The sequence below is a fragment of the Chryseobacterium sp. MEBOG06 genome (genome assembly GCF_021869765.1).
Classification (GTDB): domain Bacteria; phylum Bacteroidota; class Bacteroidia; order Flavobacteriales; family Weeksellaceae; genus Chryseobacterium.
This window is the reverse complement of record NZ_CP084580.1, coordinates 3,642,888-3,667,915: the sequence shown is the minus strand read 5'-3', so window position 1 is coordinate 3,667,915 and position 25,028 is coordinate 3,642,888. Positions and strand designations below refer to the sequence as shown.

The window sequence follows — 25,028 nt, the reverse complement described above, 5'->3', positions numbered from 1 at the left end:
GTTTTATAGTGCTTAAAAGCGAGTGTTAAAAAATAAACACTCATTGCGTAAAGTTACCATTGTCTGCGCCTTACGTAGATAAAAGTACTGATCACAACCGTTGCCATTACTCCTAATGTTATAAAATAGCCATGTTTATGATGAAGCTCGGGCATATTTTCAAAGTTCATACCATAAACCCCTGCAATAAAAGTGATCGGTAAGAAATAAACCGAATAGATGGCAAGAACCTTCATAACCTGGTTGGCCTTTTGATCTGAAAGTGCCAGAAACATTGAAATAAGGTTGGTAATCTGAATATTTAAATGATCAAAATCGGCCACTACGTCTTTATGCTTATCCTTTAAATCGACAATTTCGGAATCCTGAAGGTCCAGAAGTTTGAACTTATCAATAGCATCTGTGGAAATAACCAATACCCTTGAATTCAGCCCGGACTTTCGTTTTAGTTTATAAAGACGTCTGATCTGGCTTGTGTGATTGGTATTTTTAAGGAAAATTTCATTTTCAATATTATCCATAGTTTCCATTAGGCTTAGCGACTCATCATCAAAACTTTTCATAATGAGGATAGCGATCATTAAAGCTACTTTTTGAGGGGTTGCTTCTTCCTTCAGCACAGAGAGTTTCTTTTTCGTTTCAGAAATGCTTCGGGTTTTCATCCTGTGGATGGTGATAATGGTTTTACCCACTAGGAAAATTCCTATTTTGGTGCTGATATCACTGATGGTATTGAGATTTTTTCTTTCCAGCTCGGTACTTTCACGGAGAAGGAAGAATTTCACATTCCCATCTTCTTCATATTTTGGAAGGTGATTGGGGTCTATGGTATCTTCAAGAAGGAGATTGTTGATTTCGTATCTCTCATGAAGAAATTTCAGGTCTTCTGCTGTAGGAGCCTCCACATCTACCCATTCACACTGGGAGCTTCTGTATATTGTATCAATTGGCATAAAGTAAAAATACTAATATTTTGAAATACTATGTTTTAAATAAGTTTTATCTTTGCCAAAATTAAAAAACTATATGATTAAAAGTACCATAAAAGGAGTAGGATTTTATGTTCCAGATAATGTTGTTACCAATGATGACCTGTCCCAGGTAATGACAACCAATGATGAATGGATTACAGAGAGGACAGGTATTAAAGAAAGAAGACATCGTAAAAACAGGAATGATTCTCAGGAAACAACTGCCTATCTTGGATGTAAAGCTTCTGAAAAAGCACTTGAAAAAGCAGGTTTGACTGCTAAAGATATTGATTATATTATTTTTGCAACACTTTCTCCGGATTATTATTTTCCGGGATGTGGAGTATTGCTTCAGGAGATGTTAGGCTGTGATACCATCGGAGCGCTGGATGTGAGAAACCAATGTTCAGGATTTGTCTACTCTATGAGTGTTGCCAATGCATTTATTAAATCCGGTATCTATAAGAACATCCTTGTTGTAGGAGCAGAAGTTCATTCTTTCGGTCTGGATTTTTCTGATGCGGGAAGAGGAGTTTCTGTGATTTTCGGAGATGGGGCAGGAGCAGTGGTACTCTCTGCTGTAGAAGATGAAAATGCAGGAGATATTTTAGCTGTAAATATGCATTCTGAAGGGAAATATGCTGATGAATTGTGTACGCAGTTTCCAGGTTCTAAATATGGATGGAGCGACAGGATGAGAAAAGAGCCGGAGAATGTAACGGATAAGGAAGTATATCCAATCATGAACGGAAATTTTGTATTCAAACATGCGGTAACAAGATTCCCGGAAACAATGATGGAAGCATTAGATAAGGCAGGAAAAACAATTGAAGATCTCGATATGTTTATTCCACATCAGGCAAACCTTAGAATTGCCCAGTTTGTTCAGCAGAAATTCGGGTTACCGGATGATAAAATCTTCAATAATATCCAGAAATATGGAAATACAACAGCTGCTTCTATTCCAATTGCCTTAAGTGAGGCTATTGAACAGGGGAAAATCAAAAGAGGAGATTTGGTTCTTCTTTCAGCTTTTGGAAGTGGATTCACGTGGGGAAGCGTATTGTTTGAATATTAATAATACCAAAACTCAATATTAAGATTCCCATCCTAAAATGAGAAACTTGAAAGGGGGAATCTTAGCAATGAAAAATAAGAAACCGCAGAACTAATCGTTCTGCGGTTTCTTATTTTATGTATTATTTAACTAAAGGCTTTTTAGTAATTTTTCAGTGTCAGACGAATCCTCTCCTGAAGTTTTTGCCAGTTCAACAGACTTTTCAGCCCACATTTTGGCATTTTTCTTATCACCTACCTTATTGTAAAGATTAGCCAAAGTATCTGTATTGGCAAAGTTCTGATCTTTTTTTACAGATTCTTGTGCCCAGGCAATGGCTTTTTCAAGGGAAGCTTTATTATTTACATTTTCAAAGAAATTCCATGCAAGAGAGTTCAGCTCCTGAGAACTTGCCCCAGAGTAGTCCTGGTATAGTTCCAGAATCAGCTTTTCATAAACCGGAATATCTTTGTTTTTCAAAGCTCTGTTGGCCTTCATCCTTTTAAAGATCTTGTCTGCCTCTTCTTTACTTAGAAATTTCTGAGTTTCTGTCATGAAATAAGTTTCATTCCATGTTTTTGTGTCGGCATTATAGGCCTTTTGGGCTACTGTATTCAGCTTGATATTCTTGTTAATACCTTCGTACTTTTCTTCTGGAAGAAATTTTAAAATATCTGCTTTTTTATCCTGAAAAGTCTTGTATAAAGGGCTGTCTGTAGTTTGAGTTCCTGAAAGAAGCATTTGAACATCATCCTGATCTAAAGTTTGTTTTTGTTGAAAATAACGGTTAAGTACCTTTCCTGCAAACTGAGGATCATTATAGATCGTAAGTCCGGCAAGATTTTTTAAAAATTCCTGATCCTTTTCGCCCTTTTCGAATTGCTCTTTTAAAGAGGTCAGTCTTTTATTTGGATCTTCAGCATCTTTGGCAAACTGGATAAAGTCGTTTTCCTCCACATATCCAAGAGTTCTGTGTACTGCTTCGCCTTTACCATTGATAAAAAGGTATGTAGGGAATGCTTTTACGTTGTACTTTTTTGCCAGCTCTATTCCTTCTCCTTTTTCCATGTCGATTTTAGCATTGATAAAGTGAGAATTGTAATAGTCTCCTACTGCTTTAAGAGGGAAAACATTTTTCACCATCAGTTTACATGGTCCACACCACGAAGCGTAAGCATCTACAAAGATCAGTTTGTTTTCTTTTTTTGCTTTCGCAACGATAGCTGCGAAGTTGCTGTCCTCGAATTTTATTCCCTGCGCCCATGCAAAGGCACCTATAAAGAGAGCTGAAATCAGCATTATTTTTTTCATATGAACTTTTTATTCCATGCAAATGTAATAAATATGATAACATTTAGGCAGGTCATATTAAAAATAATTATACAGGAACCGTGTTTTTAATATAGGGATAGGCTCGTATGAAAGATAATCGTTTATTGTTTTTGTCTAATTATTAAAATTAATGTAAAATGATGTTTTAGGTTAAATGATTAAATTTCAATAGAATGTTTTAATTAAAAGTAAAATATTACTAATTTTGTAAAAAACAAAAAGACACCAAGTGAAACTAATGATGAATTATTATAAAATAAGAATAATAATTTGTTTTTCTATGTCTAAACATCTACTGCCCCTTTTGTTTTTGCTCACCGCAGCAATCCCCATATTTTCCCAGAAAAAAAACGACTTTGATCAGATCTGTGACAGAACTTCTTCCATCACTGCCTATAAAGATTTACCTAAAGCCTTTAAAACTGCGGATTCTCTTTATATAGCGGCCCAGGCACCCTCAGAAAAGGTTAAGAGCCTGATGCTTTCTTCAGAGCTTTACCATCACGCAGATGAACTTAAAAAAGCGATATGCTACAGTGAAAACGCCCATTCATTAATCAATCAGTTCAACAATCCGGAATGGATGGCGGATGTGAGTAGGTTATTGGCCAGACAATATAGACAGGTAGGGTTATACGAAAGAGCAAAGAAATATATATTAAAAGGGCTGGAAGCTTCAAAGCAGATCTCCAGTTTTGAAAAAAGAAATGAGGCAGCAGGACTTCTGAATCAGGAAATGGCTTTTTATGAAATGGAACTTGGGAATTATTACAATGCAATACAGTACGTAGAATTTTCCCTCAAATATTTTGAAAAAATAGACAGCCAGATTGAAAGCCGCACGGAGGCCGCTTCGTATCAGGTTTTGGGAGATGTTTATTTTAAACTGAATGAATATCCCGTTTCCGAAAAGTATTATAGAAAAGCAGAGCAGTTACTAAAAAAGGGAAGCTGTACCCTTGGACTGGTTTATAACGGACTGGGTGGAATACGCCTGAAACAGAAAAACTGGAAAGATGCAGAGCTTTACCTTAAAAAAGCAGAAAAAATAGCAGATACTTCCAGAAGTCTTAAGCTTAAAAAAGCAGTTTATTCTAATATTAATGATTATTACGAAGGGATAGGAGATAATTTTAAAGCTTCTTTATATGCCGTGAAATATGTCAGAGCATATGATAGTATTGCAGCCCGTAATCATACATTTATTGGTCAGAGCAAAGAAGGTTCTAATGGTAAAAATAATAAAGGAAGCGGACAAATGAATGTGGCAAAAAATATAGCCATCATTATTCTGTTTGTTTCATTGGTTTCCCTGATTATATTCTTTAAAATAAAACAGAAGAGACAGCGTTCCAAATTAAGAAATATTATAAGAACACAATCCAATCTGATCAGTAAAAACAATTACCATCTGTCATCTTCCGATCCTGCTGAATTTTCCAACATCTCTGTTGAAGAAATTGCCGAGAAAGATTCTGAAGAAGGTAGAAAAAGAAACGAATCTCTGATGACTTCCGAAACAGAGTCAAAACTGCTTGAACTGCTTGAGGAATTTGAAAAAGGAAATCTTTATAATAACAAAGGAATGTCTCTTTCCTTTCTTGCAGGAGAACTGAATACCAATACGAAATACCTTTCATATGTGATTAATCAGCATAAAAATGCTGATTTCAAAACTTATGTCAACCGCTTAAGAATCAACTATATTGTCGATAAACTGATCAATGATGAAAAGTACAGACAATACAAGATCAGTATTCTTGCTGACGAATGTGGGTTTTCTTCACACAGTAAATTTGCAGCTATCTTTAAAGTGGTCACAGATTATTCGCCATCAGCTTATATTAAATATCTGGAGTCTGAAAATCAATCAGATAAAAATGTTCATTTTCAGGAAAATGATTAAAGGGAGATCCTGTTTTTGATTATATCTTGCCATTTTCATGAAAATGGACAACCTATTGTTTTAAAGAATGCCATTACTATCCTATATTTGCGCCAGTTTTATGGGATATGACTTTACAGGCTGTCTCTTTTTCTTTTAAAAAGCTCCTGTTCTTTTTTGAGATGAAATAAGACGGAAACTATCAGGCTATGAAACTTCAGACATTACTACTTATTACACTTCAGGATTCTGAAATAATCAAGACTCCGGTTTTTATCTGCTAAAAAATATACTGATCCGAATCTTCGGACCATAACCTATAATCGGGGTTGATTGCCCGGTTTTTTTTCAGTCAAGTTTTTTTAAGTGCAAATCCACAGATATTCTGTGGATTTGTGATTTTATTTCGTTTTTGCACTGTCGGCTTTGGCTTTTGAAGTATTTGGAGTTGTGGGGGAGGGTTCAGAATTGGCTACTGCAGAATCGCCCATTCTGTTTCTTAAAGAATCCTTATCATGGGCATCTTTATATTCCTCTCTTTTTTCCTTGTTTTGAGCACAGCTTCCCAGAAAAAGAATTCCTAGAATAGTTGCTATCCAGAGTTTTTTCATAATCCTATTTTTATTGTTTGATGTTACCCAAATATAGTGATTTTATTAACAGATTATAAAATTAACAGATTCTTTTGTGAAAACTTAATAGGATAGGCTTTAATCTGTTTTCAAATGCAGATACAATGTATAATCCTTTAGCTGATCTATAAAATCAAAAAAGCAGCAGCATTTTCCGATTTCTTATGCATAAAAAAGCCCCGGAACTAAAATTCCGGGGCCGTATTTAGAGTCAATAATTACTTATGACCTGTTATTATTATCCAAGGAATGGATATTTGTAGTCTTTTGGAGAAACAAAAGTTTCTTTTATACTTCTTACAGAAGTCCATCTTAGAAGATTCATTTTAGAACCCGCTTTATCGTTAGTTCCTGAAGCTCTACCACCACCGAAAGGCTGCTGTCCTACTACAGCACCCGTTGGTTTGTCGTTGATGTAGAAGTTTCCTGATGCATTTTCCAATGCCTTATAAGCCTCATTGATCGCGTAACGGTCTTGAGCGAATACAGAACCTGTCAATGAATAAGGAGAAGAAGAATCAACTATTTTAAGCGTTTCTTTCCAGTCCTGATCTTCATAAACAAATACAGATAAGATAGGCCCGAAGATCTCTTCTACCATACTTTCGTATTGAGGATTTGTAGTTTCAATTACTGTAGGGTGTACAAACCATCCTTTAGAATCATCAACTTTTCCACCGATCGCTACAGTAGCTTCACCAGATGCATTAGCTCTGTCGATATATCCTTTACATTTTTCGAAAGAATTTTTGTCGATTACTGCATTCACAAAGTTAGACGGATCTTCAGGAGAACCAATTTTAATTGTACTCATCTGAGCTTCCATTACTTTTTTCACATCAGCCCAAAGAGACTTAGGAACATAAGCTCTTGAAGCCGCAGAACACTTTTGTCCCTGATATTCGAAAGAACCTCTTACCAAAGCAGTAGCTACAGCTTCTACATTAGCAGATGGATGAGCGATTACAAAATCTTTACCACCGGTTTCCCCTACAATTCTTGGATATGTTCTGTAGTTGTGAATATTGTCACCGATCATTTTCCACATTCCCTGGAATACTTTTGTAGAACCAGTGAAGTGAAGACCTGCAAAATCTTTATGTGCCAATACTTTTTCAGCAGTTTCTTTTCCATCGGTAAAGATCATATTGATAACACCGGCAGGAAGACCAGCTTCTACCAATACATCCATAATTACTTTTGCAGAATAAACCTGCTTGTCAGAAGGCTTCCAAACGACTACGTTTCCTAGCATTGCCATACACGTAGGAAGGTTTCCTGAAATGGCCGTAAAGTTGAACGGAGTTACTGCAAAACAGAATCCTTCTAATGGTCTGTACTCTACGCGGTTCCAGATTCCATCGTCAGAAACAGGCTGCTCAGAATACATTTCAGTCATGAATTCTACGTTGAATCTTAGGAAGTCAATGAACTCACAAGCTGCGTCAATTTCTGCCTGGTGTACATTTTTAGACTGTCCAATCATTGTTGCTGCATTGATGACGTCTCTGTAAGGGCCAGCTAAAAGATCAGCTGCTTTCAGGAAAATTGCTGCACGCTGTTCCCAGCCTAGTTCATTCCACTCTTTTTTAGCTGCCAATGCCGCGTTGATAGCGTCATCCACATGCTGCATACCCCCTTGGTAATAAAATCCGAAGTCGTGAGCATGATCCTGAGGAGACTGAAGCTGTACTTTATTGTCAGTTTTTACTTCTTTACCATTGATGATCATTGGAATTTCTACCTTTTCAGACCACATTTTTTTATAGGTACTGATAAGGCTTTTAACTTCGGGAGATCCAGGTACATATGAACTTACCGGCTCGTTTACTGCTAATGGCACTTGCGAAATTGCTTTTGACATATTACGTTTTTATTATTTTTATTAAATTTTACTAAGTATGTTGTATACAAATTTACGATAATTATAAGAAAAGAAAAAATACCGCCTTTTTTTATGGAATAAACTTTTTAGCCTGATAATTTTTATCATTAAAGGTGTTTTTAATGCTTTATACTAAGAATGTTTAATGAATTTATTCAATTTTTTAGATTTATGGAAAATAAAGATCGATGGAGTATAATTGCGGGAATAGGGACAATAAAATATTTGTCATAGTTCAAATCTTACACTTTTATACTGTAAATAAAGGATTTATGGCTAAATGTTAAAAATATATAAAATTACGTTTGTTGCGATTTTGAACATTTTAAATAAATTTTTTGATAGCCAGAGTTTTAAGATTGTCCTACTTTTACATCATTATTAACAGGTATGAAAAAAAGAGTCCTATTTTTCTCTTTTGTATTATTTTTCTCAGCATTGTGTGCAGGTCTTTTTGCACATAAAGGGAAAACTGAATCATACTCTGATATCCTTTCAAAAATTCATCTTCTTCAGCAAAAATCGGATCAGCAGACCCAGCCTGAAATTTATAGTTTTACAGATGCTCAGGATGCTCAGGATTCCAACGATTGGGAGAAGGTAAAATTTGACTATTCAATACTTGCACAGCAGTGGCTTCACTATTTTTTTGCAGATTATTCTCATAATATACCGGTTGCGGCCGTTAAAAACCGTGTCTATATTACAGCACCAAGGTACATTCTGTATCATTCCCTGCAAATAGCAGGCTGCTAATCCTATTTTAAATTTTTCAATGACCCTTTATGGTTTGTATTGTGTAAATACAGATCAGTAGGCATCATTCCTCACTTTACATTTTTAAACATTCCTATTTGTCTTTATAGAAAGACGAACCGGATACTGTTTGTCCAATTTTAAATAAAAATACTATGCACTTAACACCGAGAGAAACGGAGAAGCTTATGCTATTTCTGGCAGGAGAGCTGGCTCTAAAAAGAAAGGCCAGAGGCCTTAAATTAAACTATCCAGAATCAATAGCATTGATTAGCCATTTTTTGCTTGAAGGAGCAAGAGACGGAAAGAGAGTCGCTGAACTGATGCAGGAAGGCGCTAATCTTCTTACCAAAGATGATGTGATGCCCGGCGTGGCAGATATGATCCACGATGTTCAGATTGAAGCAACATTCCCTGATGGAACGAAGCTGGTAACCGTACACAACCCAATCCGTTAATACCTATTTCTATTATGATACCAGGAGAAATTTTCGTAAAAGAAGGCATTATTATCTGCAATGAAGGCAGAGAAACTGTCAAAATAAAAGTAACAAATACCGGAGACCGTCCTATTCAGGTAGGTTCACATTTTCACTTTTTCGAAGTAAATAAGGCAATGAGCTTTGACCGCGAAAAAGCCTTTGGAAAGAGACTGAACATTGTAGCAAGTACTGCAGTACGTTTCGAACCGGGAGAAGAAAAAGATGTGGAACTGGTAGAAATAGGAGGTACTAAAAAAGCAATGGGCTTTAATAACCTTGTTGACGGACAGGTAGATTCTGAAGAACAGAAAAAAGTAAGCCTTGCAAAAATTGAAGAGTTAAACTTTAAAAATCACTAAGATGAGCTTAAACGTAGATAGAAAGCAATACGCCAATATATTAGGTCCTACAGCCGGAGATAAAATCAGACTGGGAGATACTGAAATTATAATTGAAATTGAAAAAGATTTCACCCATTACGGAGACGAGGCTGTTTTCGGAGGTGGAAAAACCGTACGTGACGGAATGGGGCAGAACGTTACTGCAAAAAGAGACGAAGGGGTTTTGGACCTTTGCATCACAGGAGCAGTAATCATTGACCACTGGGGAATTGTAAAAGGTGATATCGGAATAAAAGACGGTAAGATCGTGGGAATAGGAAAAGCCGGAAACCCTGATACGATGGATGGTGTATCTCCTAATATGATCATTGGTGCTTCTACTGAAGTTCATGGTGGAAAAGGATATATCGTAACAGCGGGAGGAATAGATACCCACATTCACTACATCTGCCCACAGCAGATCGAGACCTCTTTATACAGTGGAATTACCACGATGATTGGTGGTGGTACAGGACCGAATGACGGGACAAATGCTACAACCGTTACTCCAGGGAAATTCAATATGCAGAAAATGCTTGAAGCAGCAGAAGAATATCCTATGAATCTTGGGTTCTTTGGAAAAGGAAACTGTTCTGCTGAGGAGCCTATCGAAGAGCAGGTAGAAGCAGGTGCTTTAGGAGTGAAAATTCACGAAGACTGGGGAGCAACTCCTGCAACAATAGATGCCGCCCTAAAAGTAGCGGATAAATACGACGTTCAGGTTGCCATCCACACAGATACATTGAATGAAGGAGGTTTCCTGGAAGATACAATGAGAGCGATCAACGGAAGAGTAATCCATACTTTCCATACGGAAGGAGCTGGTGGAGGGCACGCACCGGACATCATTAAAGCAGCAATGTACCCCAACGTATTACCTGCTTCCACAAACCCAACACGTCCTTATACAATCAATACGATTGATGAGCACCTAGATATGTTGATGGTGTGCCACCATTTGAGCAAAAATATTCCTGAAGATGTGGCATTCGCAGATTCACGTATCCGTCCTGAAACGATTGCAGCAGAAGATATTCTGCATGATATGGGAGTATTCAGTATCATGAGTTCCGACTCTCAGGCAATGGGAAGACCAGGCGAAGTAATCACCAGAACATGGCAGACGGCTAGCAAAATGAAGGAGCAGAGAGGTGCTTTGGAAGAAGATCAGAATACAGACAATGATAACTACCGCGCCAAAAGATATGTAGCGAAGTATACCATCAACCCGGCTATTGCTCATGGTATTTCAGAATATGTGGGATCTCTTGAAGAAGGGAAATTAGCTGACCTGGTGATCTGGAAACCTGCATTATTTGGGGTAAAACCTGAAATGATTGTAAAAGGAGGATTTGTAATTGCTGCTAAAATGGGAGATCCTAATGCATCTATTCCTACACCTCAGCCTGTTATTTACAGAAATATGTTTGGGGCTCACGGAAAAGCTAAATACGGTATCTGTGCCAACTTCGTTTCTCAGATCTCTATTGATAACGGAACCATCGCTTCTTATAAATTGGAGAAAATGATCCTTCCTGTGAAAAACTGTAGAAATATTTCTAAAGCAGATCTTATCCATAACGACAAGACTCCTTTAATAGAAGTAAATCCTGAAAACTATAAAGTTACGGTAGATGGTGAGTACATCACTTGCGAGCCGGCAGAAACACTTCCTTTAACACAGTTATACTACTTGTTCTAAAAATAAATCTGAAAAGTGCAAATCAAACCTTATAGGTTTCCAAAACCTATAAGGTTTAAATAAGATTTCAAAAGATTTATCCAAAGAAAATTTAACTCACTATAGAACTAAGTTTAGAATGAAATATTTAAATAAAACAGTTTTTTCTCTTGCGATAGCCGGGATATCCTTGATTTCCGGGGATTTAAGTGCTCAGTTCCTGGGGGGACACAGACTTAAAAGTGATGAAGAGGGGCCAAAAGGCCAGTTTATGGTTTACGGATCATTAGATTATTCCAAGATCACTACACCATCCAGCAGCAGCAGTACCGTTTCCAGCGCACCCCTTGGAGTGGGATACTTTATCAATAATAATGACCTTGTCGGAGTCAACTATGCTTACTCACAAAATACGGTAGATCATAAAGTTTTGTATAAGCAGAATGAAGCAGGAATCTGGTATAGCCCGTCATTGATGCTTGGAAAATATTTTGTACTGATTGGCCAGGTTGATGCTCATTATGTTTGGGGTCAGCAGCAGTCAGGAGCTGTGGATGCAATGCAGAATTTTAACGGATTCCGTCTTCGTGCTTATCCACTGATCGGAATTTTGTTAGGAGGAGGCTGGGCTTTGAAATTCAAATTTGCAGAACTTTCAATGCTTCAGACCAAGACAAAAGAGGAAGGCTGGACAAAAACCTATGTAGCAGGAATCAGTGGTTCAACGTTCGGAGTAGGAATTTCCAAAAACTTAGACTTCAGAAAAAAATCCCAAAATGATAATTAATCAAATCATAGGCAATCTCTCTGAAAATCCTACAGCAAAAACCATAGATTATCTTGATCTTGAATGGTTTGAAACAACAAAAAGAATCCAGCGCAAAAAAACCAGACAGGGAACCGATGTTGCCATCAAGTTTCTCAGAGAGGGGCAGCGCCTGCATGAAGGAGATATTCTTTTTGAGGATGCAGAAAAAATAGTTGCCATTAATGTTTTGGAGACGGATGCTATTGTAATGGCTCCGGGTTCATTACTGGAAATGGGAACAGTATGTTATGAAATCGGAAACAAACATATTCCGCTTTTTATTCAGGAGGATAAAGTTTTACTGCCTTTCGAAATGCCCATGTTCAGATGGCTGGAGGCAAGCGGGTTCAAACCGGAAAAGAAATCTGTAAAGCTGCTTAATCTTCTTAAATCAAACGTTGAGCCTCACGGGCATGGAAGTCTGGGTTCAACAATATTTACAAAAATCTTAAAAATGGCTGCCCCAAAAGATGAATAATATGAATATAAATTTTCTGTCAGGACTGCTTCATCTCGCAGATCCTACACTTCCTATTGGTGGCTATACCCATTCCAACGGACTTGAAACCTATGTACAGGAAAGAATTGTACATAATTTACAGACCGCGAAAGAGTTTGTGCAGAATATGCTTCAGTATAATCTTAAGTTCAATGACGGAGCTTTTGTAAAACTGGCTTATAAAGCAGCGGAAAAAGGGGACTTAGAAGCTCTCTTACTTCTTGATAATGAATGTAATTCTATCAAATGTCCGAAAGAAATCCGTCAGGCCAGTCAGAAGCTTGGTCTGAGATTGATCAAGATATTCAAGAGAAGAGAAAGTTTCCCTTTTATGGAGGCTTTTGAAAAAGCAGTTCAGAATAAAGAAGCCAATTCTCATTATTGTATCGTTTTTGGAGTATATGCTTATTTAATGAAAATACCATTATACGAAGCCCTGCTGGGATTCTATTATACCTCGGTTGCAGGGATGATCACCAATGCTGTAAAATTGGTTCCTCTGGGACAGCTTGACGGTCAGGATATTCTCTTTTCTCTGTATCCCGTAATGGAAAAGACCGTTTGGGAGACCATGGAACTGGACAGAGATATGGTAGGACTTTGTAATACGGCTTTTGATATAAGATGTATGCAGCATGAAAGACTTTACTCAAGACTTTATATGTCATAGAAAGCAGAACAAAAAAAAATAAAAGGAAACAGGGATGAACGAAGTGGAAATACTTTACTGAGTGAAATGCCTTTATCACCCTTAAAAAATATCAATAAAAAAATCAGTGCTCTTTGCACTAAAAAATAAAATTTAGAAAAATGGAAAATAGAAAATATATAAAAGTAGGAGTGGCAGGACCTGTAGGGTCAGGAAAAACTGCATTACTGGAACGTTTAAGCAGAAAATTATTCGGGATCTATGATCTTGGAGTAATTACTAATGATATTTATACCAAAGAAGATGCTGAGTTTATGGCTAAAAACAGTCTTCTTCCTCATGACAGAATTATCGGAGTAGAAACAGGAGGCTGCCCTCACACAGCAATCCGTGAAGATGCAAGTATGAACCTTGAAGCAGTGGATGAACTGGCAGCACGTTTCCCGGATATTGAATTGGTTCTTATTGAAAGTGGAGGTGATAACCTTTCAGCAACTTTCAGTCCGGATCTTGCAGACGTTACCATCTTTATTATTGATGTTGCAGAAGGAGAAAAAATTCCTAGAAAAGGAGGCCCAGGTATTACAAGATCAGACTTATTGATCATCAATAAAATTGACCTTGCCCCGCATGTAGGAGCGAGTCTTGAAGTAATGGAAAATGATGCAAGAAGGATGAGAAAAGGAAATCCGTTTGTATTCACGAACCTTAAAACGGATGAAGGTCTGGATAAAGTGATCGGCTGGATTAAAAAATATGCTCTTTTAGAGGAAATTGAAGAACCGAACTTAGTAAGATAGATGGATAGCCGCTTAAATATTATAGCAGGATTCAAGGGAGGAGAATCGTACGTGAAAGATCTTTATGTCTCACTTCCTTTCAGAGTTGTTTCTGTAGGACAGAGAAAAAGTGACAAAAAGCTTTATCAGATGGTGATGAGCTCCTCCCCGGGAATTCTGGATGGAGACCATTATCATCTGGATGTTGCTCTTGAAAAAGGATCCTCATTGCAGTTGCAGTCACAGTCTTATCAGAGATTGTTCAATATGAAGGATAAAGCTTTGCAGGAACTGAATGTAAAAATGGAAGATGAAACCTCCTTTGCCTATGTTCCGCATCCTATAGTGCCGCATGAAGATTCCAACTTTAAAAGTAAAGCCAATATTCATATCGGAAGAGACAGCCAGATTATCATCAGTGAGATCATTACCTGCGGAAGAAAGCATTATGGAGAAGTTTTCAAATTGAAACGTTTTCAGAATCTGATGGAAATCTACCATAACAATAAACTGGTAGTAAAAGACAATGTGGTGATTCAGCCGGATCTGATCCCCATCAGCAGCATCGGAAATCTGGAGCAGTATACCCATCAGGGAACTTTAATCTTTTACAGTACGAAGGAGAATGTAGATAAGAATGCACTGATTGATGAGGTTGTTGAAGCAGCAGCACAGCATCATGAAGAAATGGAAGTAGGTGTTTCTGCAATGGAAGATAATGGTTTTGTAGTGAGAGCTTTAGGGCATGGTGGAGAGCTGATGTATAATTTCTTCCTTTATATTCAGGAAATCCTTTGGTCACTGGAATAAAAATTAAAATGATTCTTATCAAAGTTAACGTACTTCATTTTTTCAGTAGAAACGGGCTTTAGCCAAAAACTTAATAAGAATCAGAAATAACAGAATTAATAAAATGGATAGTACAGTTTGGGCGCTTCTTTTGAGTGCCGTTTCAATAAGTTTTATACATACCGCTTCAGGGCCGGATCATTATCTGCCGTTTATTGTAATTTCGAAATCCAAGAAATGGAGTGGGATGAAAACAGCAATATTAACTGTTGTCTGCGGGCTGGGGCACGTATTGAGTTCACTTATTTTAGGATTTATCGGAGTTTTCCTTGGCTGGCAGCTGAATAAAATTTCCTGGTTTCAGGATGTAAGAGGAAACTTCTCAGGATGGGCACTGCTGATCTTTGGAGGAATTTATCTGGTGTATGGCCTGGTTCAGGCAATCAGAAATAAGCCCCACAAACATTTTGATGTAATGGGAGATGATGTATATGTCTATGAACACAATCACAATGAAGTGGTAATGCCTCAAAAAAGAATAAAAGTGACCCCACTCGTACTTTTCATGATCTTTGTAATGGGACCAAGCGAACCTTTAATCCCTTTATTATTCTACTCAGGAGTAAAACATTCAATGTCTGAAATCGCAGTATTGGTTACTTCATTCACCGTGACCACCGTATTGACAATGCTTGGGATGGTTCTTTTAGGACGTTACGGGTACTCAACTTTATTCAATACTGATAAACTGGAAAGATATATGGGCGTGGTAAGTGGTGCCGTTGTGACAGTTTGTGGAATTGGAATGGTCTTTCTGGGATGGTAAAGAATCATGATTTGGAGAGTTTAAAGGTATAAAATCAGAGAATTTTAATGAGAAACACAACATTCGTAATCATTAATAATTTTCAACTTTCAATTTTCCACTTTGAATTTTGGATTCTTCATTTTCAATTTCCCCATTCCCCTCATTAATACATTATACACTCTACATTAATACAATTAAAAAAACTATGGACGAATTTTTCAAAAAACTACCTTTTATCGATAATATTTTAAAAGGAATCGGGCAGATTATGCTTCAGGAAAACAGATGGACCGGGCTTCTGTTTTTGATAGGAATATTTATGGGAAGCTGGCAATGCGGAGTTGCCGTTTTGCTATCAACAGCAGCCGGAACTTTTACCGCCATGAAGCTTAAATATAACCAATCTGAAATCAATGCCGGTTTATACGGATTCAGTGCGGCACTTGTAGGAGTGGCATTGTCATTTTTATTTGAAACAACCGTATTAATATGGGTTCTTATTATACTAGGAGGGGCATTGGCAGCTATTATTCAGCATTTCTTTATCCAAAAGAAAATCCCGGTATTTACTTTTCCTTTCATCATTATTTCATGGGTATTGGTATTTGCACTGCATCATTTTACCCACATTCCGCCATCTGCAATGCTGAGCAGTGAAGTGGTACCTACAAAATATGATGATTTCCTTACTTGTACCAACGGCTTTGGGGAAGTGATATTTCAGGGTGGAGTACTTTCAGGAATGATTTTCTTTATTGCCGTTTTCATCAGTTCACCGGTTGCTGCTTTATATGGACTTGCAGCCTCTATTCTGGGAGCCGGACTATCACAGTTGAACGGAGAACCTGTGAAAGAAATTCATATGGGGCTATTCGGTTTTAATGCAGTGCTTTCAGCCATTGTATTCTCAGGAGTTAAAAAAACAGATGGATTATGGGTGCTCATTGCAGTGTTCTTAACGATTGCCATTGATGATTTCTTAGTTGATAATAATTTGCTGAGTGCCGTAGGTGGGGTGTTTACTTTCCCGTTTGTAGCAGGAACCTGGATTACACTTTTGATTCAGAAAGGGATTCGTAAAGCGAAAATGAATTAGAGTTGAAAATTGAAAATTAAAAGATGAAAATGGAGAATGAGAATGTAGACTGGAAGCTGCAAATCAATTTTTCTGACCGGAATTTAACCTATAATCATTCATTAACACATTTTACAAACAACATAATACATTTTACAAAAAAATAAAAAATGAAAATAACGAAAATAGCAGCTGTATTTCTGGTAATGGCCTTCAGTGGAAAAATGAGGGCGCAGGAAGCTGAAAAACAACTGTTAATTAAAGATGCAGACGATAAATTTCCCATTGCGGATGTGTTGATAAAATATAATCATGGTGAAAGCCATACTCATACAGGAACAGACGGTACGTTTGCCATTCCAGTGAAGTCACTTCCCGATACGTTGGTAATCAATCGTCCGGGATACGATGAGGTAAAATGGGTGGTAACCAATGATGAAGATAAAAGTAAAGTTATTTTTTTACAGCATAAACCTTTTCAGATATCAGAAGTAGCCATCAATCACAGCTCATTCTTATCAGCAATTACCAAAGTTGATCTGAATAAATTTCCCGTAAACTCTGCGCAGGATTTACTTAGGAAAGTTCCGGGATTGTTTATTGCCCAGCATGCAGGAGGAGGAAAGGCCGAACAGCTTTTTTTAAGAGGATTTGATGCAGACCATGGTACTGATGTAAGCGTGAATGTAGACGGAATGCCGGTAAATATTGTATCTCATGCCCATGGACAGGGATATTCTGATCTCCATTTTGTAATTCCTGAAACAGTAAACAATATAGACTTTGGAAAAGGGGCGTATTATATGGATCGTGGAGATTTCAATACAGCCGGATATGTAGATTTTCAGACTTATAACGGATTGAAGAATAGTATGATCAAACTGGAAGGAGGCTCATTCAATTCAAAAAGAGTCTTGGGAATGTTCAATATTCTGCATGATGATGAAGGTCGGAAAAATGCATATATAGCAGCAGAATACAATTATACAGATGGTCCTTTTGATGTAAAGCAGAACTTTAACAGAGTTAATATCTTTGGAAAATATAACCAGTGGTTTACTGACAAAGACTATTTCAATATCCAGTTTTCAACCTTCAGTTCTTCATGGAATGCTTCAGGGCAGATTCCTGAACGTGCCGTAGACGAAGGAATCATCGGAAGATGGGGCAGTATAGATCCTACTGAGGGCGGAAAAACTTCCAGAACAAACATTCAGATGAACTTTAAGCATATCATTTCTCCTTCTGAGCAGATTGATGCAATGGCTTTTTATTCAAGATACAATTTCAATCTGTATTCTGACTTTACTTTTTACTTAAAAGATAAAGATCACGGAGATGAAATCCAGCAGACAGATGGAAGAAATATTTATGGAACAGAAATAAAATATACCAAAAGCTTTTCTCTGCCAAGCAGCTCTCTAAACTGGATATCGGGAGTAGGTTTAAGAAACGATGATATCAATACATTACAGCTTAATCACGTTTATCACAGAGATCTGCTGTTGGATAGATTATCAGATGTAACGGGAACGGAAACCAATCTCCATGCTTATTCAGGGTTAATCTGGAAAACAGGAAAATGGACCATCAATCCAGCTTTAAGAGTTGATCATTTTATTTTTAATATGCATAATCTTCTGGATGTTGAGCAATTACCCTCCGGCCAGTCAAAAGAAGCAACAAGATTAAGTCCGAAACTTAATTTCTCCTATGCTCAAAATGATAATGTGATGTGGTTTTTGAAAACAGGAATGGGGTTCCATTCCAATGACCTGAGAGTAGTGGTGCCTAATAAAAATGAAAATACACTTCCATATTCTATCGGAGCAGATTTCGGAGTCAGGCTGCATCCTTTCAAATCCTTGATCATTACCCCAACGCTTTGGTATATGGATCTCCAGCAGGAATTTGTATATGTAGGAGATGATGCTGTAGTAGAACCTTCAGGAAAATCAAGACGTTTCGGAGCTGATTTGGGCGTGCGTTTCCAGCCATTGGAGAACTTTTACCTGAATGCAGATATCAATTATTCTCACGCAAGATTTATTGAAGAGGAAAAAGGACAGGACTATGTTCCACTCGCACCGGTAGTAACCAGTACAGGATCTGTAAACTGGGATTTTCTTAAAGGATTTTCTCTGGGATTACAGTACAGATATCTGGGGGCAAGACCTGCGGTGGAAGATAACAGCATCAGAACCAAACCTTACTTTGTTAATGATCTTATGCTTTCATATAACCGTCAGACTTGGGGTGCCAATATCCAGGTCAATAATCTTTTCAATGTAAAATGGAATGAAGCACAGTTTGCAACAGAAACTCAATTGAAAGGAGAGGCAGAACCTATTACAGATCTTACCTATACTCCGGGAAGTCCTTTTGGGGTGAGAGTAGGAGTGTATTATAAGTTCTAGAGTATAATGTATAATGTATAATGTATAATGTTGCGCTGATGATTGATTATTTTAAAATGATAAAGAACAATACATCAGATAATAATCCTTCTATTTCAAAGCAGTTATACATTATACCTTTTACAACCGACATTATACATTATACAACTGATATTATACAAACAAAAATATCCAAATATTCAATTTCAGCATTAAATTTGTAACAATCAAATCATTATGGAAGTATTATCCAATTTTCAATATAAAAAGCTTTTCCTACCGAACATTACGGATAAAATATTAGCCAATAATGCAGACATACAGCTTTATCGGATAGAGAATTACCTTAAAGGAATCCTTATGCCGGTGATTCCGTATCGTACTACTTTTAATTTTATTATTTTCGTCACCAACGGACACATCAAGCAGTATCTTGAAAATAAAGAATATCATTCTGAAAAAGGTGGTGTCATCTTTATCAAACAGGGAACCATCACGGCTACTGTAGAATTGTCAGATGATATTGAAGGTTTTTTTCTGGCTTATGAAAATAATATCCTGTCTGAACAGGAACTACCGAAACATAAGAGCAGTATTTTCTTTATGACTCCTTTCCTGAACCTTGACAGCCTGACTTACGGAACCATTACCCAGCTTCTTCCCATTATGGAGCAGGAATTGTGGCTGAATAGCCTGAATATTAATGATGTAGTAGTAACGATGCTTCATCTTATTCTGATCAAAATGCTGAGTACAGATTCTGATACCCATCACAAGTCAGCAACCCGCCCTATGGAGCTTTCTCTTCAGTTCAGAGATCTTTTGTTTAAATATCATGTAGTAGAAAAAAGAGTAGCTTTCTACGCAGATAAGCTATCCGTTACAGAAAGTTATTTAAATAAATGTGTAAAAGGGGTAACCCAGAAATCTCCAAAACAGTGGATCAATGAGATTGATATCAACTATAGTAAAGCTTTACTGCATTCAAGTAAAGATATTGCGGAAATTGCATACGAACTGAATTTTCATACAGCATCACATTTTACCCAGCTTTTCAAAAAAATTGCCGGAATTACACCGAAAGAATACAGAATACAGTTTTCAAATAAAAGAATACCTGTTTAATTAGAGAGCGTAGTTTGATAATGTCAATGGTTAACTTTGCTTCGCAAGTGAATAGAATGATTGATAATGCAGGAACGGATTTTAAGATGCAGAAGTACAAATTCGCGGCGAAGCAAATTCATTATTTACCATTGACACATTTTGTTCTCTACATTCTTTCATTTTCCAGTATTTTCAGCACAAGCTTTTCCTCTCGTGTCAGATCAGCTTTTCCGTCATTCTCTTCAATTACTTCCAGTTCATCAAGATATTTTTTGATAGAATTGTTTTCATAAAGATTGATAACAAGAGGATGCACATAGTACTTTCTGCAGACAGCAGAGGTGTTTCCCAAATGTTCAGCAACAATATCCAGTGCTTCTTTTACTTTACTTTTATAGGCTGTATTATTTTCTGCATAGCCGATTTCTTTAAAGGCAATCAGGGCACTCACCGTTCCGGACCATGTTCTGAAATCCTTAGCCGTAAAATCCTCACCGCTTATTTCTTTAATATATTCATTCACCATTCCTGAATCTACAGAATGGAGATTTCCTTCGTCATCAAAATATTGAAAAAGTTCCTTACCGGGAATATCCTTACATTTTTGAACAAGCCTTGCCAGTCTTTTGCTTTTAAGATCTATATGATGCATAATGCTTTTTTTCCCCTTAAAAGAAAAGGTTATTTTCTGTCCTTTTACCTGCACATGTTTGTCCTTTAATGTAGTGAGCCCAAAAGACCCATACAGCTTTTCATATATATTATTACCAATACGGATATTTGTTCTTTGCATCAGGCTTACAATTAAAGCGAGAATCTTTCGCTTCTCAAAATTTCTTAAAGCCAGATCCTGTTCCACCTGAAGCCGTATATCCGGCAGTGCATATCCGAACTGAAGCATTCTGTAAAATTTGGTGTGGTTTCTTAAGGCACTCCATAAAGAATGATAACGATACTGTTTTCTTTTTTTCACATCGAAGCCTGTTGCCTGAAGGTGTCCGTTTTCCAGTGCACAGATCCACACATTTTCCCAGGCGGGTGGAATGACAAGTTTATTGATTCTTGTAATCTCATCCTTGTCTTTTATTTTTTCTCCATCTTTATAATAAGAATACTTTTTTCCGTTTTTTTTACGAGTAATACCGGGCGTTTCCGCATCGGAGGTATATACAAGATGTACCGCCTTTGCAGAAGCCTCGGGATTTTTCATGATTTTAACAATCTTTGCCGGTTTTAAATGAGAAATAATCTCTACCTCTGTGTTCTTCTCCATAAAACATGGTTAAGAGCTTTTACCCTTCGAGAAAATCACTAAAAGAATCACTACAATTACACAGACTAAGAAGATTCCCCACCACATTCCGGCTTTAAAAATTGTTCCTACTGCCTCGCAGCTTGTAAGTGTCAGTAAAGTTAATATTGCAATACTGTATAATGTCCATTTTTTCATAGCTTACTATTTTGATTGGTTAATTAAATTCTGAGTCGGTCTGCTCTCCAGTTTCTGGTCGATTTTTTGATCTCGTCACCAGAAAGTTTTTCGTGAAGCGCTTTGTACAAAAGTTCTTTGAATTCATCATCATGTGCAAATCTCAATGCTGCAATCTGGTCGAATTTTAATTTTTCAACAGTTTCATCAGATCTTTTATTGAAAATTTCAAAATACCGTTGCTTAAACTCAAGGATAACCATACGGTTTTGAAGCCCCAGTGCGTAATGCTGTCTGGTCATAAATGCCAGATAAAATAATAGAAAAATAACAATCGAAAAAAGTATCCAGCTTAGTTTGTGTTCAGGATCATCCCATATTTTATAGATTCCCAAAATCTCCAATATGATTAATATAGGAAGGTAAATAAAGTGATGTGGCGGATAAAATTTCCTGTGATTATTGTAATTCTGTTGTTTCATATTGTAAAAACACAGCAATAATCTTTCCAAAATTTATTACTTTAATAATAAATGTGTATTTGTGGTGTGTTTTGATGACTTATTAGAGTGTTTTTTTGAATATATTTTGTGCTGTAAATTTATATTGTTTTCATTTTAATAGTGTGATATGCATTTGGTGGACAATACACGATCATATGAAACAGATCATCCCAAATCAATTGGAAAGAAAATAAAGATTTTCAAAAACTTAAGAATTTTTATGATGGAATAAACGATCTTTTAGAAATAATTAGGTTTTTAAGAGGCTTTGTAACTTGTAGGTTTAGCAGATTTTAATAATTTTTTTGTCGAAAATAGGCTCTACATTTCATCTTTTGACTTCAAATTTTTCGTAACTTTCGGTGTTTAAAAAAGAAAAGAATGACTTCAAAGGAAAAAGTTGCTGCGCTTCGTGAAGAAATGCAGAAAAATAATATTGACGCATTTATCGTATATTCTGCAGACCCGCATATGAGTGAGTACCTTCCTGAAGAATGGCAGGAGAGAGCCTGGTTGTCAGGGTTCCTAGGTTCCGCAGGTTTTGTGGTTGTTACCAAAGACAAAGCGGGACTTTGGACAGATGGAAGATACTTCACACAAGCCGCTCTCGAACTGGATGGTTCAGGAATTGACCTTTTCAAAGACGGAATGGAAGGAACACCCAATTATATCGACTGGATTATTTCTGAAATCCCCGCAGGAGGTAAAGTATCTGTAAATGCTTTAGCAGCTTCTAATGCTAACTGGGAACTACTTTCTCAAAAATTTAATTCAAAAAATATTACCCTGATAGATTTTCCGCTTTTAAAAGAAGTCTGGAAAGAAAGAGGGACACCATCAGCCAATTCTATCTATGTACATCCTGTAGAAAGAGCAGGTAAATCTGTGGCTGATAAACTTTCTGCCATCCGCCAGAAAATGGAAGATCAGGAAGCTACCGTACACATTATATCAAGTCTGGATGATGTTGCATGGACATTGAACCTTAGAGGAAGTGATGTAGAAAGCAACCCTGTATTTTTAGGATATATTGTTATTACTAAAAATGATGCAGTTCTGTTTACAGGACTGGAAAAAATGGAAGTTGGTGCAAGAAAGCAGATGGACGATGCTTTTGTGAAAATGATGCCTTACGAAGAGTTTTATAACTATCTGAAAGGATTTAAAAATGAAAAAGTTTTAGTTTCTCCCAACAGCAACCAGCAGATTTTTGAAACTTTAAAAGCAGATAATCAGTTTATCAAAGCTCCGGTTCCGGGTAATCTTATGAAAGCTCAGAAAAATGAAGCTGAACTGGAGGGTTTCAGAAAGGTAATGGTGAGGGATGGCGTTGCTATGGTGAAATTCCTTTACTGGCTGACTCACAATGCAGGAAAAGAAGCGATGAATGAGTATTCTATCGGGAAAAAACTAAAAGGATTCCGTGCAGAAGGAGAAAACTTCGTAGGAGAAAGTTTCGGATCTATCGTAGGATATAAAGAGAATGGGGCTATCATGCACTATTCTGCAAAAAAAGAAGGAAGCAAAGAAGTTACCAATGAGGCAACAATTCTGGTAGATTCAGGAGGTCAGTATCTTGAAGGAACTACCGATATTACAAGAACATTTGCATTAGGAATACCTTCTGAAGAATTTAAAAGAAACTCCACATTGGTATTGCAGGGATTGATCCGTTTGTCAATGGTAAAGTTCCCGAAAGGAACAAAAGGAGTACACCTTGATGCTATTGCAAGACTTCCGTTATGGATGGAAGGTAAAGACTTCAACCACGGAACAGGACATGGAGTGGGAAGCTTTATGAACGTTCATGAAGGACCTCAGAATATCAGAAAAGATATGAATCCTCAGGATCTTCTTCCGGGAATGGTTTGTTCCAATGAGCCTGGATATTATCTTGAAGGACACTACGGAATTCGTCATGAAAACCTGATTGCAGTAAAAGAAGCAGAAAAAACAATTCACGGAACTTTCTACGAGTTTGAAACATTGACGTTCTGCCCGTTCTTTAAAGATACGGTGGTAAAAGAAATTTTATCTGAAACCGAAATTGCATGGTTAAACAGCTATCATAAAACATGTGAAGAAAAATTAGCCCCTTACTTAGAAGGGCAGGTTAAAGAATGGTTCTTACAATTGGTAAGCCCGCTTTAATCATTAATATTTGACTTTAAACAAAGTAATTGTTAGATAATCTAAAGTCCTGTAAGTTTCTTGCAGGGCTTTTTCCTTTTATACAACCGTATTTTTACGGATATATTTTTAGGGATTCCCCTGAGGCGTATCATACGGACTCTGTCTATATTTGCAACAACACAAATCATTCATATCTTCATATATAACTTAGTAAATTCAAAGCGGTAATCATCTCGTCCTGAGATGATTTTTTTTATTTATTTTCGCATGATGTAATTTGATCTTATGGAACATGACTATTTTCGAAGCTTTAACTTATTTTCAGAAGGTGAGATTGAGACGTTTCTAAAACTTTTCGAATTCAGAAAAATCAATAAAAATGATTATTTCATACAGGAAGGGGAGCGGTGTAAAGAGGTTGCATTTATAAAATCTGGTCTTTTTCGTTCTTTTTATATCTCAGACGAAGGGAAAGACATGACCTATTGCTTTAGATTTCCTAACCAAATGATAGCTGCTTATTCTTCATTCATCTCAGGAGCTCCAAGTAAAGAAAATATGCAGGCCATTGCTGATGCCGAGCTGATGATCCTTAGAAAAGAAGCTGTAGATGAACTGGTACAGAATAATCTTAACTGGACACGGTTTTTAAAGCTGATTGCCGAGCAGGAATATCTTGAGCTGGAAACAAGGTTTTTTCAGCTTCAAAGAGACACTGCTGCTCAGAGATATATGGCTCTTCTTGAGAATTACCCTGATTATATCAGAAATATCCCCTTGCAGTACCTGGCTTCATATCTGGGAATTACACAAAGACATTTAAGCAGAATCAGAAAGGAAATAACCTTTTAGAATCTACATATATTCTCAAGCAAAGTATCTCTTAAAAGAAGTAATTCAATAGGAACAGACTTTAGCCCGTGAGTTTTAAAAATAAACAGAATATCAGTGGCTTTAACCAAAAATTAAAAATGATTACTTTTTTTCGCATT

Annotated in this window: 24 protein-coding genes; 17 read left to right on the top strand and 7 right to left on the bottom strand. The window is 36.9% G+C overall.

Features of this window, described 5'->3' with window-relative positions:
• Nucleotides 1–53: 53 nt before the first annotated feature.
• On the bottom strand, nt 54–953 hold the full coding sequence (locus LF887_RS16775) for a CorA family divalent cation transporter (protein ID WP_236855404.1): 900 nt from the start codon (nt 951–953) through the stop codon (nt 54–56).
• A gap of 73 nt (nt 954–1,026) precedes the next feature.
• Between LF887_RS16775 and LF887_RS16770 the strand changes: the two genes are divergently transcribed.
• Nucleotides 1,027–2,049: a 3-oxoacyl-ACP synthase III family protein gene (locus LF887_RS16770; protein ID WP_236855403.1), complete on the top strand. Its 1,023-nt coding sequence runs from the start codon at nt 1,027–1,029 to the stop codon at nt 2,047–2,049.
• A 129-nt stretch (nt 2,050–2,178) separates the two neighbouring features.
• Here LF887_RS16770 and LF887_RS16765 read toward each other — a convergent pair whose 3' ends face one another.
• Entirely contained in the window at nt 2,179–3,339 is a 1,161-nt protein-coding gene (locus LF887_RS16765; RefSeq protein ID WP_236855402.1) for a thioredoxin family protein, read from the bottom strand.
• 301 nt (nt 3,340–3,640) lie between these two features.
• Between LF887_RS16765 and LF887_RS16760 the strand changes: the two genes are divergently transcribed.
• Nucleotides 3,641–5,266, top strand: a complete 1,626-nt coding sequence (locus LF887_RS16760) for an AraC family transcriptional regulator (protein ID WP_236855401.1) — start codon at nt 3,641–3,643, stop codon at nt 5,264–5,266.
• A 380-nt stretch (nt 5,267–5,646) separates the two neighbouring features.
• Here the strand turns inward: LF887_RS16760 and LF887_RS16755 are convergent, their stop codons facing one another.
• Both LF887_RS16755 and pruA read right to left on the bottom strand, forming a co-directional pair.
• Nucleotides 5,647–5,856 carry a hypothetical protein gene (locus LF887_RS16755; RefSeq protein ID WP_236855400.1) on the bottom strand — a complete coding sequence of 70 codons (210 nt, stop codon included), beginning with the start codon at nt 5,854–5,856 and terminating at the stop codon, nt 5,647–5,649.
• 259 nt (nt 5,857–6,115) lie between these two features.
• Nucleotides 6,116–7,741, bottom strand: a complete 1,626-nt coding sequence (gene pruA / locus LF887_RS16750; protein WP_236855399.1) for an L-glutamate gamma-semialdehyde dehydrogenase — start codon at nt 7,739–7,741, stop codon at nt 6,116–6,118.
• Nucleotides 7,742–8,152: 411 nt separating this feature from the next.
• On the opposite strand from pruA, the gene LF887_RS16745 reads away from it, so the two are divergent.
• From LF887_RS16745 to LF887_RS16685, 13 genes are all read left to right on the top strand, one after another.
• Nucleotides 8,153–8,518 (top strand): hypothetical protein, encoded by a 366-nt coding sequence (locus LF887_RS16745; RefSeq protein WP_236855398.1) that lies wholly within the window; start codon nt 8,153–8,155, stop codon nt 8,516–8,518.
• 155 nt (nt 8,519–8,673) lie between these two features.
• Nucleotides 8,674–8,976, top strand: a complete 303-nt coding sequence (ureA, locus tag LF887_RS16740) for an urease subunit gamma (RefSeq protein ID WP_089737134.1) — start codon at nt 8,674–8,676, stop codon at nt 8,974–8,976.
• Between the two features lie 14 nt (nt 8,977–8,990).
• Entirely contained in the window at nt 8,991–9,359 is a 369-nt protein-coding gene (gene ureB / locus LF887_RS16735) for an urease subunit beta (protein ID WP_236855397.1), read from the top strand.
• A 1-nt stretch (nt 9,360) separates the two neighbouring features.
• Nucleotides 9,361–11,082 carry an urease subunit alpha gene (gene ureC / locus LF887_RS16730; RefSeq protein WP_236855396.1) on the top strand — a complete coding sequence of 574 codons (1,722 nt, stop codon included), beginning with the start codon at nt 9,361–9,363 and terminating at the stop codon, nt 11,080–11,082.
• Between the two features lie 118 nt (nt 11,083–11,200).
• Entirely contained in the window at nt 11,201–11,848 is a 648-nt protein-coding gene (locus tag LF887_RS16725) for a hypothetical protein (protein ID WP_236855395.1), read from the top strand.
• Complete coding sequence (gene ureE / locus LF887_RS16720) at nt 11,838–12,347, top strand: urease accessory protein UreE (protein WP_236855394.1); 510 nt, start codon at nt 11,838–11,840, stop codon at nt 12,345–12,347. Before LF887_RS16725 ends, ureE begins: the two co-directional genes overlap by 11 nt.
• A 1-nt stretch (nt 12,348) precedes the next feature.
• Nucleotides 12,349–13,038: an urease accessory protein UreF gene (locus LF887_RS16715; RefSeq protein ID WP_236855393.1), complete on the top strand. Its 690-nt coding sequence runs from the start codon at nt 12,349–12,351 to the stop codon at nt 13,036–13,038.
• Nucleotides 13,039–13,178: 140 nt separating this feature from the next.
• Nucleotides 13,179–13,817, top strand: a complete 639-nt coding sequence (ureG, locus tag LF887_RS16710) for an urease accessory protein UreG (RefSeq protein WP_236855392.1) — start codon at nt 13,179–13,181, stop codon at nt 13,815–13,817.
• A complete protein-coding gene (locus LF887_RS16705) occupies nt 13,818–14,606 on the top strand; it encodes an urease accessory protein UreD (protein ID WP_236855391.1) in 789 nt (262 codons plus the stop codon).
• 103 nt (nt 14,607–14,709) lie between these two features.
• Nucleotides 14,710–15,411 carry a hypothetical protein gene (locus tag LF887_RS16700; RefSeq protein WP_236855390.1) on the top strand — a complete coding sequence of 234 codons (702 nt, stop codon included), beginning with the start codon at nt 14,710–14,712 and terminating at the stop codon, nt 15,409–15,411.
• Between the two features lie 187 nt (nt 15,412–15,598).
• The gene (locus tag LF887_RS16695) at nt 15,599–16,489 is read left to right on the top strand and encodes an urea transporter (RefSeq protein ID WP_236855389.1); all 891 of its coding nucleotides are present in this window, start codon (nt 15,599–15,601) and stop codon (nt 16,487–16,489) included.
• Nucleotides 16,490–16,638: 149 nt separating this feature from the next.
• The gene (locus LF887_RS16690) at nt 16,639–18,885 is read left to right on the top strand and encodes a TonB-dependent receptor (RefSeq protein ID WP_236855388.1); all 2,247 of its coding nucleotides are present in this window, start codon (nt 16,639–16,641) and stop codon (nt 18,883–18,885) included.
• Between the two features lie 216 nt (nt 18,886–19,101).
• Nucleotides 19,102–19,989, top strand: coding sequence for a helix-turn-helix domain-containing protein (locus tag LF887_RS16685; protein WP_236855387.1), 888 nt, complete (start codon nt 19,102–19,104; stop codon nt 19,987–19,989).
• Nucleotides 19,990–20,137: 148 nt separating this feature from the next.
• On the opposite strand, the gene LF887_RS16680 is transcribed toward LF887_RS16685, so the two are convergent.
• Genes LF887_RS16680 through LF887_RS16670 form a run of 3 tightly spaced genes read right to left on the bottom strand, consistent with a single transcriptional unit; the run spans nt 20,138 to nt 21,882 of the window.
• Complete coding sequence (locus LF887_RS16680) at nt 20,138–21,244, bottom strand: DNA topoisomerase IB (protein WP_236855386.1); 1,107 nt, start codon at nt 21,242–21,244, stop codon at nt 20,138–20,140.
• A 9-nt stretch (nt 21,245–21,253) separates the two neighbouring features.
• The gene (locus LF887_RS16675) at nt 21,254–21,421 is read right to left on the bottom strand and encodes a phosphatidate cytidylyltransferase (protein WP_236855385.1); all 168 of its coding nucleotides are present in this window, start codon (nt 21,419–21,421) and stop codon (nt 21,254–21,256) included.
• A gap of 23 nt (nt 21,422–21,444) precedes the next feature.
• The gene (locus LF887_RS16670; RefSeq protein WP_236855384.1) at nt 21,445–21,882 is read right to left on the bottom strand and encodes a DUF6526 family protein; all 438 of its coding nucleotides are present in this window, start codon (nt 21,880–21,882) and stop codon (nt 21,445–21,447) included.
• Between the two features lie 402 nt (nt 21,883–22,284).
• Between LF887_RS16670 and LF887_RS16665 the strand changes: the two genes are divergently transcribed.
• Nucleotides 22,285–24,054, top strand: a complete 1,770-nt coding sequence (locus LF887_RS16665; RefSeq protein WP_236855383.1) for an aminopeptidase P family protein — start codon at nt 22,285–22,287, stop codon at nt 24,052–24,054.
• Nucleotides 24,055–24,321: 267 nt separating this feature from the next.
• Nucleotides 24,322–24,888: a Crp/Fnr family transcriptional regulator gene (locus LF887_RS16660; RefSeq protein ID WP_236855382.1), complete on the top strand. Its 567-nt coding sequence runs from the start codon at nt 24,322–24,324 to the stop codon at nt 24,886–24,888.
• Nucleotides 24,889–25,028 lie beyond the last annotated feature (140 nt).

Bases quoted from the DNA above. Each gene is read 5' to 3' on its own strand.
- LF887_RS16670 (WP_236855384.1), bottom strand. From the start codon at position 21,882: ATGAAACAACAGAATTACAATAATCACAGGAAATTTTATCCGCCACAT.
- ureB (WP_236855397.1), top strand. From the start codon at position 8,991: ATGATACCAGGAGAAATTTTCGTAAAAGAAGGCATTATTATCTGCAAT.
- ureE (WP_236855394.1), top strand. From the start codon at position 11,838: ATGATAATTAATCAAATCATAGGCAATCTCTCTGAAAATCCTACAGCA.
- LF887_RS16760 (WP_236855401.1), top strand. From the start codon at position 3,641: ATGTCTAAACATCTACTGCCCCTTTTGTTTTTGCTCACCGCAGCAATC.
- LF887_RS16715 (WP_236855393.1), top strand. From the start codon at position 12,349: ATGAATATAAATTTTCTGTCAGGACTGCTTCATCTCGCAGATCCTACA.
- LF887_RS16745 (WP_236855398.1), top strand. From the start codon at position 8,153: ATGAAAAAAAGAGTCCTATTTTTCTCTTTTGTATTATTTTTCTCAGCA.
- pruA (WP_236855399.1), bottom strand. From the start codon at position 7,741: ATGTCAAAAGCAATTTCGCAAGTGCCATTAGCAGTAAACGAGCCGGTA.
- LF887_RS16705 (WP_236855391.1), top strand. From the start codon at position 13,818: ATGGATAGCCGCTTAAATATTATAGCAGGATTCAAGGGAGGAGAATCG.
- LF887_RS16690 (WP_236855388.1), top strand. From the start codon at position 16,639: ATGAAAATAACGAAAATAGCAGCTGTATTTCTGGTAATGGCCTTCAGT.
- LF887_RS16685 (WP_236855387.1), top strand. From the start codon at position 19,102: ATGGAAGTATTATCCAATTTTCAATATAAAAAGCTTTTCCTACCGAAC.
- ureA (WP_089737134.1), top strand. From the start codon at position 8,674: ATGCACTTAACACCGAGAGAAACGGAGAAGCTTATGCTATTTCTGGCA.
- ureG (WP_236855392.1), top strand. From the start codon at position 13,179: ATGGAAAATAGAAAATATATAAAAGTAGGAGTGGCAGGACCTGTAGGG.
- LF887_RS16675 (WP_236855385.1), bottom strand. From the start codon at position 21,421: ATGAAAAAATGGACATTATACAGTATTGCAATATTAACTTTACTGACA.
- LF887_RS16700 (WP_236855390.1), top strand. From the start codon at position 14,710: ATGGATAGTACAGTTTGGGCGCTTCTTTTGAGTGCCGTTTCAATAAGT.
- LF887_RS16770 (WP_236855403.1), top strand. From the start codon at position 1,027: ATGATTAAAAGTACCATAAAAGGAGTAGGATTTTATGTTCCAGATAAT.
- LF887_RS16695 (WP_236855389.1), top strand. From the start codon at position 15,599: ATGGACGAATTTTTCAAAAAACTACCTTTTATCGATAATATTTTAAAA.
- LF887_RS16665 (WP_236855383.1), top strand. From the start codon at position 22,285: ATGACTTCAAAGGAAAAAGTTGCTGCGCTTCGTGAAGAAATGCAGAAA.
- LF887_RS16755 (WP_236855400.1), bottom strand. From the start codon at position 5,856: ATGAAAAAACTCTGGATAGCAACTATTCTAGGAATTCTTTTTCTGGGA.
- LF887_RS16680 (WP_236855386.1), bottom strand. From the start codon at position 21,244: ATGGAGAAGAACACAGAGGTAGAGATTATTTCTCATTTAAAACCGGCA.
- LF887_RS16660 (WP_236855382.1), top strand. From the start codon at position 24,322: ATGGAACATGACTATTTTCGAAGCTTTAACTTATTTTCAGAAGGTGAG.
- LF887_RS16725 (WP_236855395.1), top strand. From the start codon at position 11,201: ATGAAATATTTAAATAAAACAGTTTTTTCTCTTGCGATAGCCGGGATA.
- LF887_RS16775 (WP_236855404.1), bottom strand. From the start codon at position 953: ATGCCAATTGATACAATATACAGAAGCTCCCAGTGTGAATGGGTAGAT.
- LF887_RS16765 (WP_236855402.1), bottom strand. From the start codon at position 3,339: ATGAAAAAAATAATGCTGATTTCAGCTCTCTTTATAGGTGCCTTTGCA.
- ureC (WP_236855396.1), top strand. From the start codon at position 9,361: ATGAGCTTAAACGTAGATAGAAAGCAATACGCCAATATATTAGGTCCT.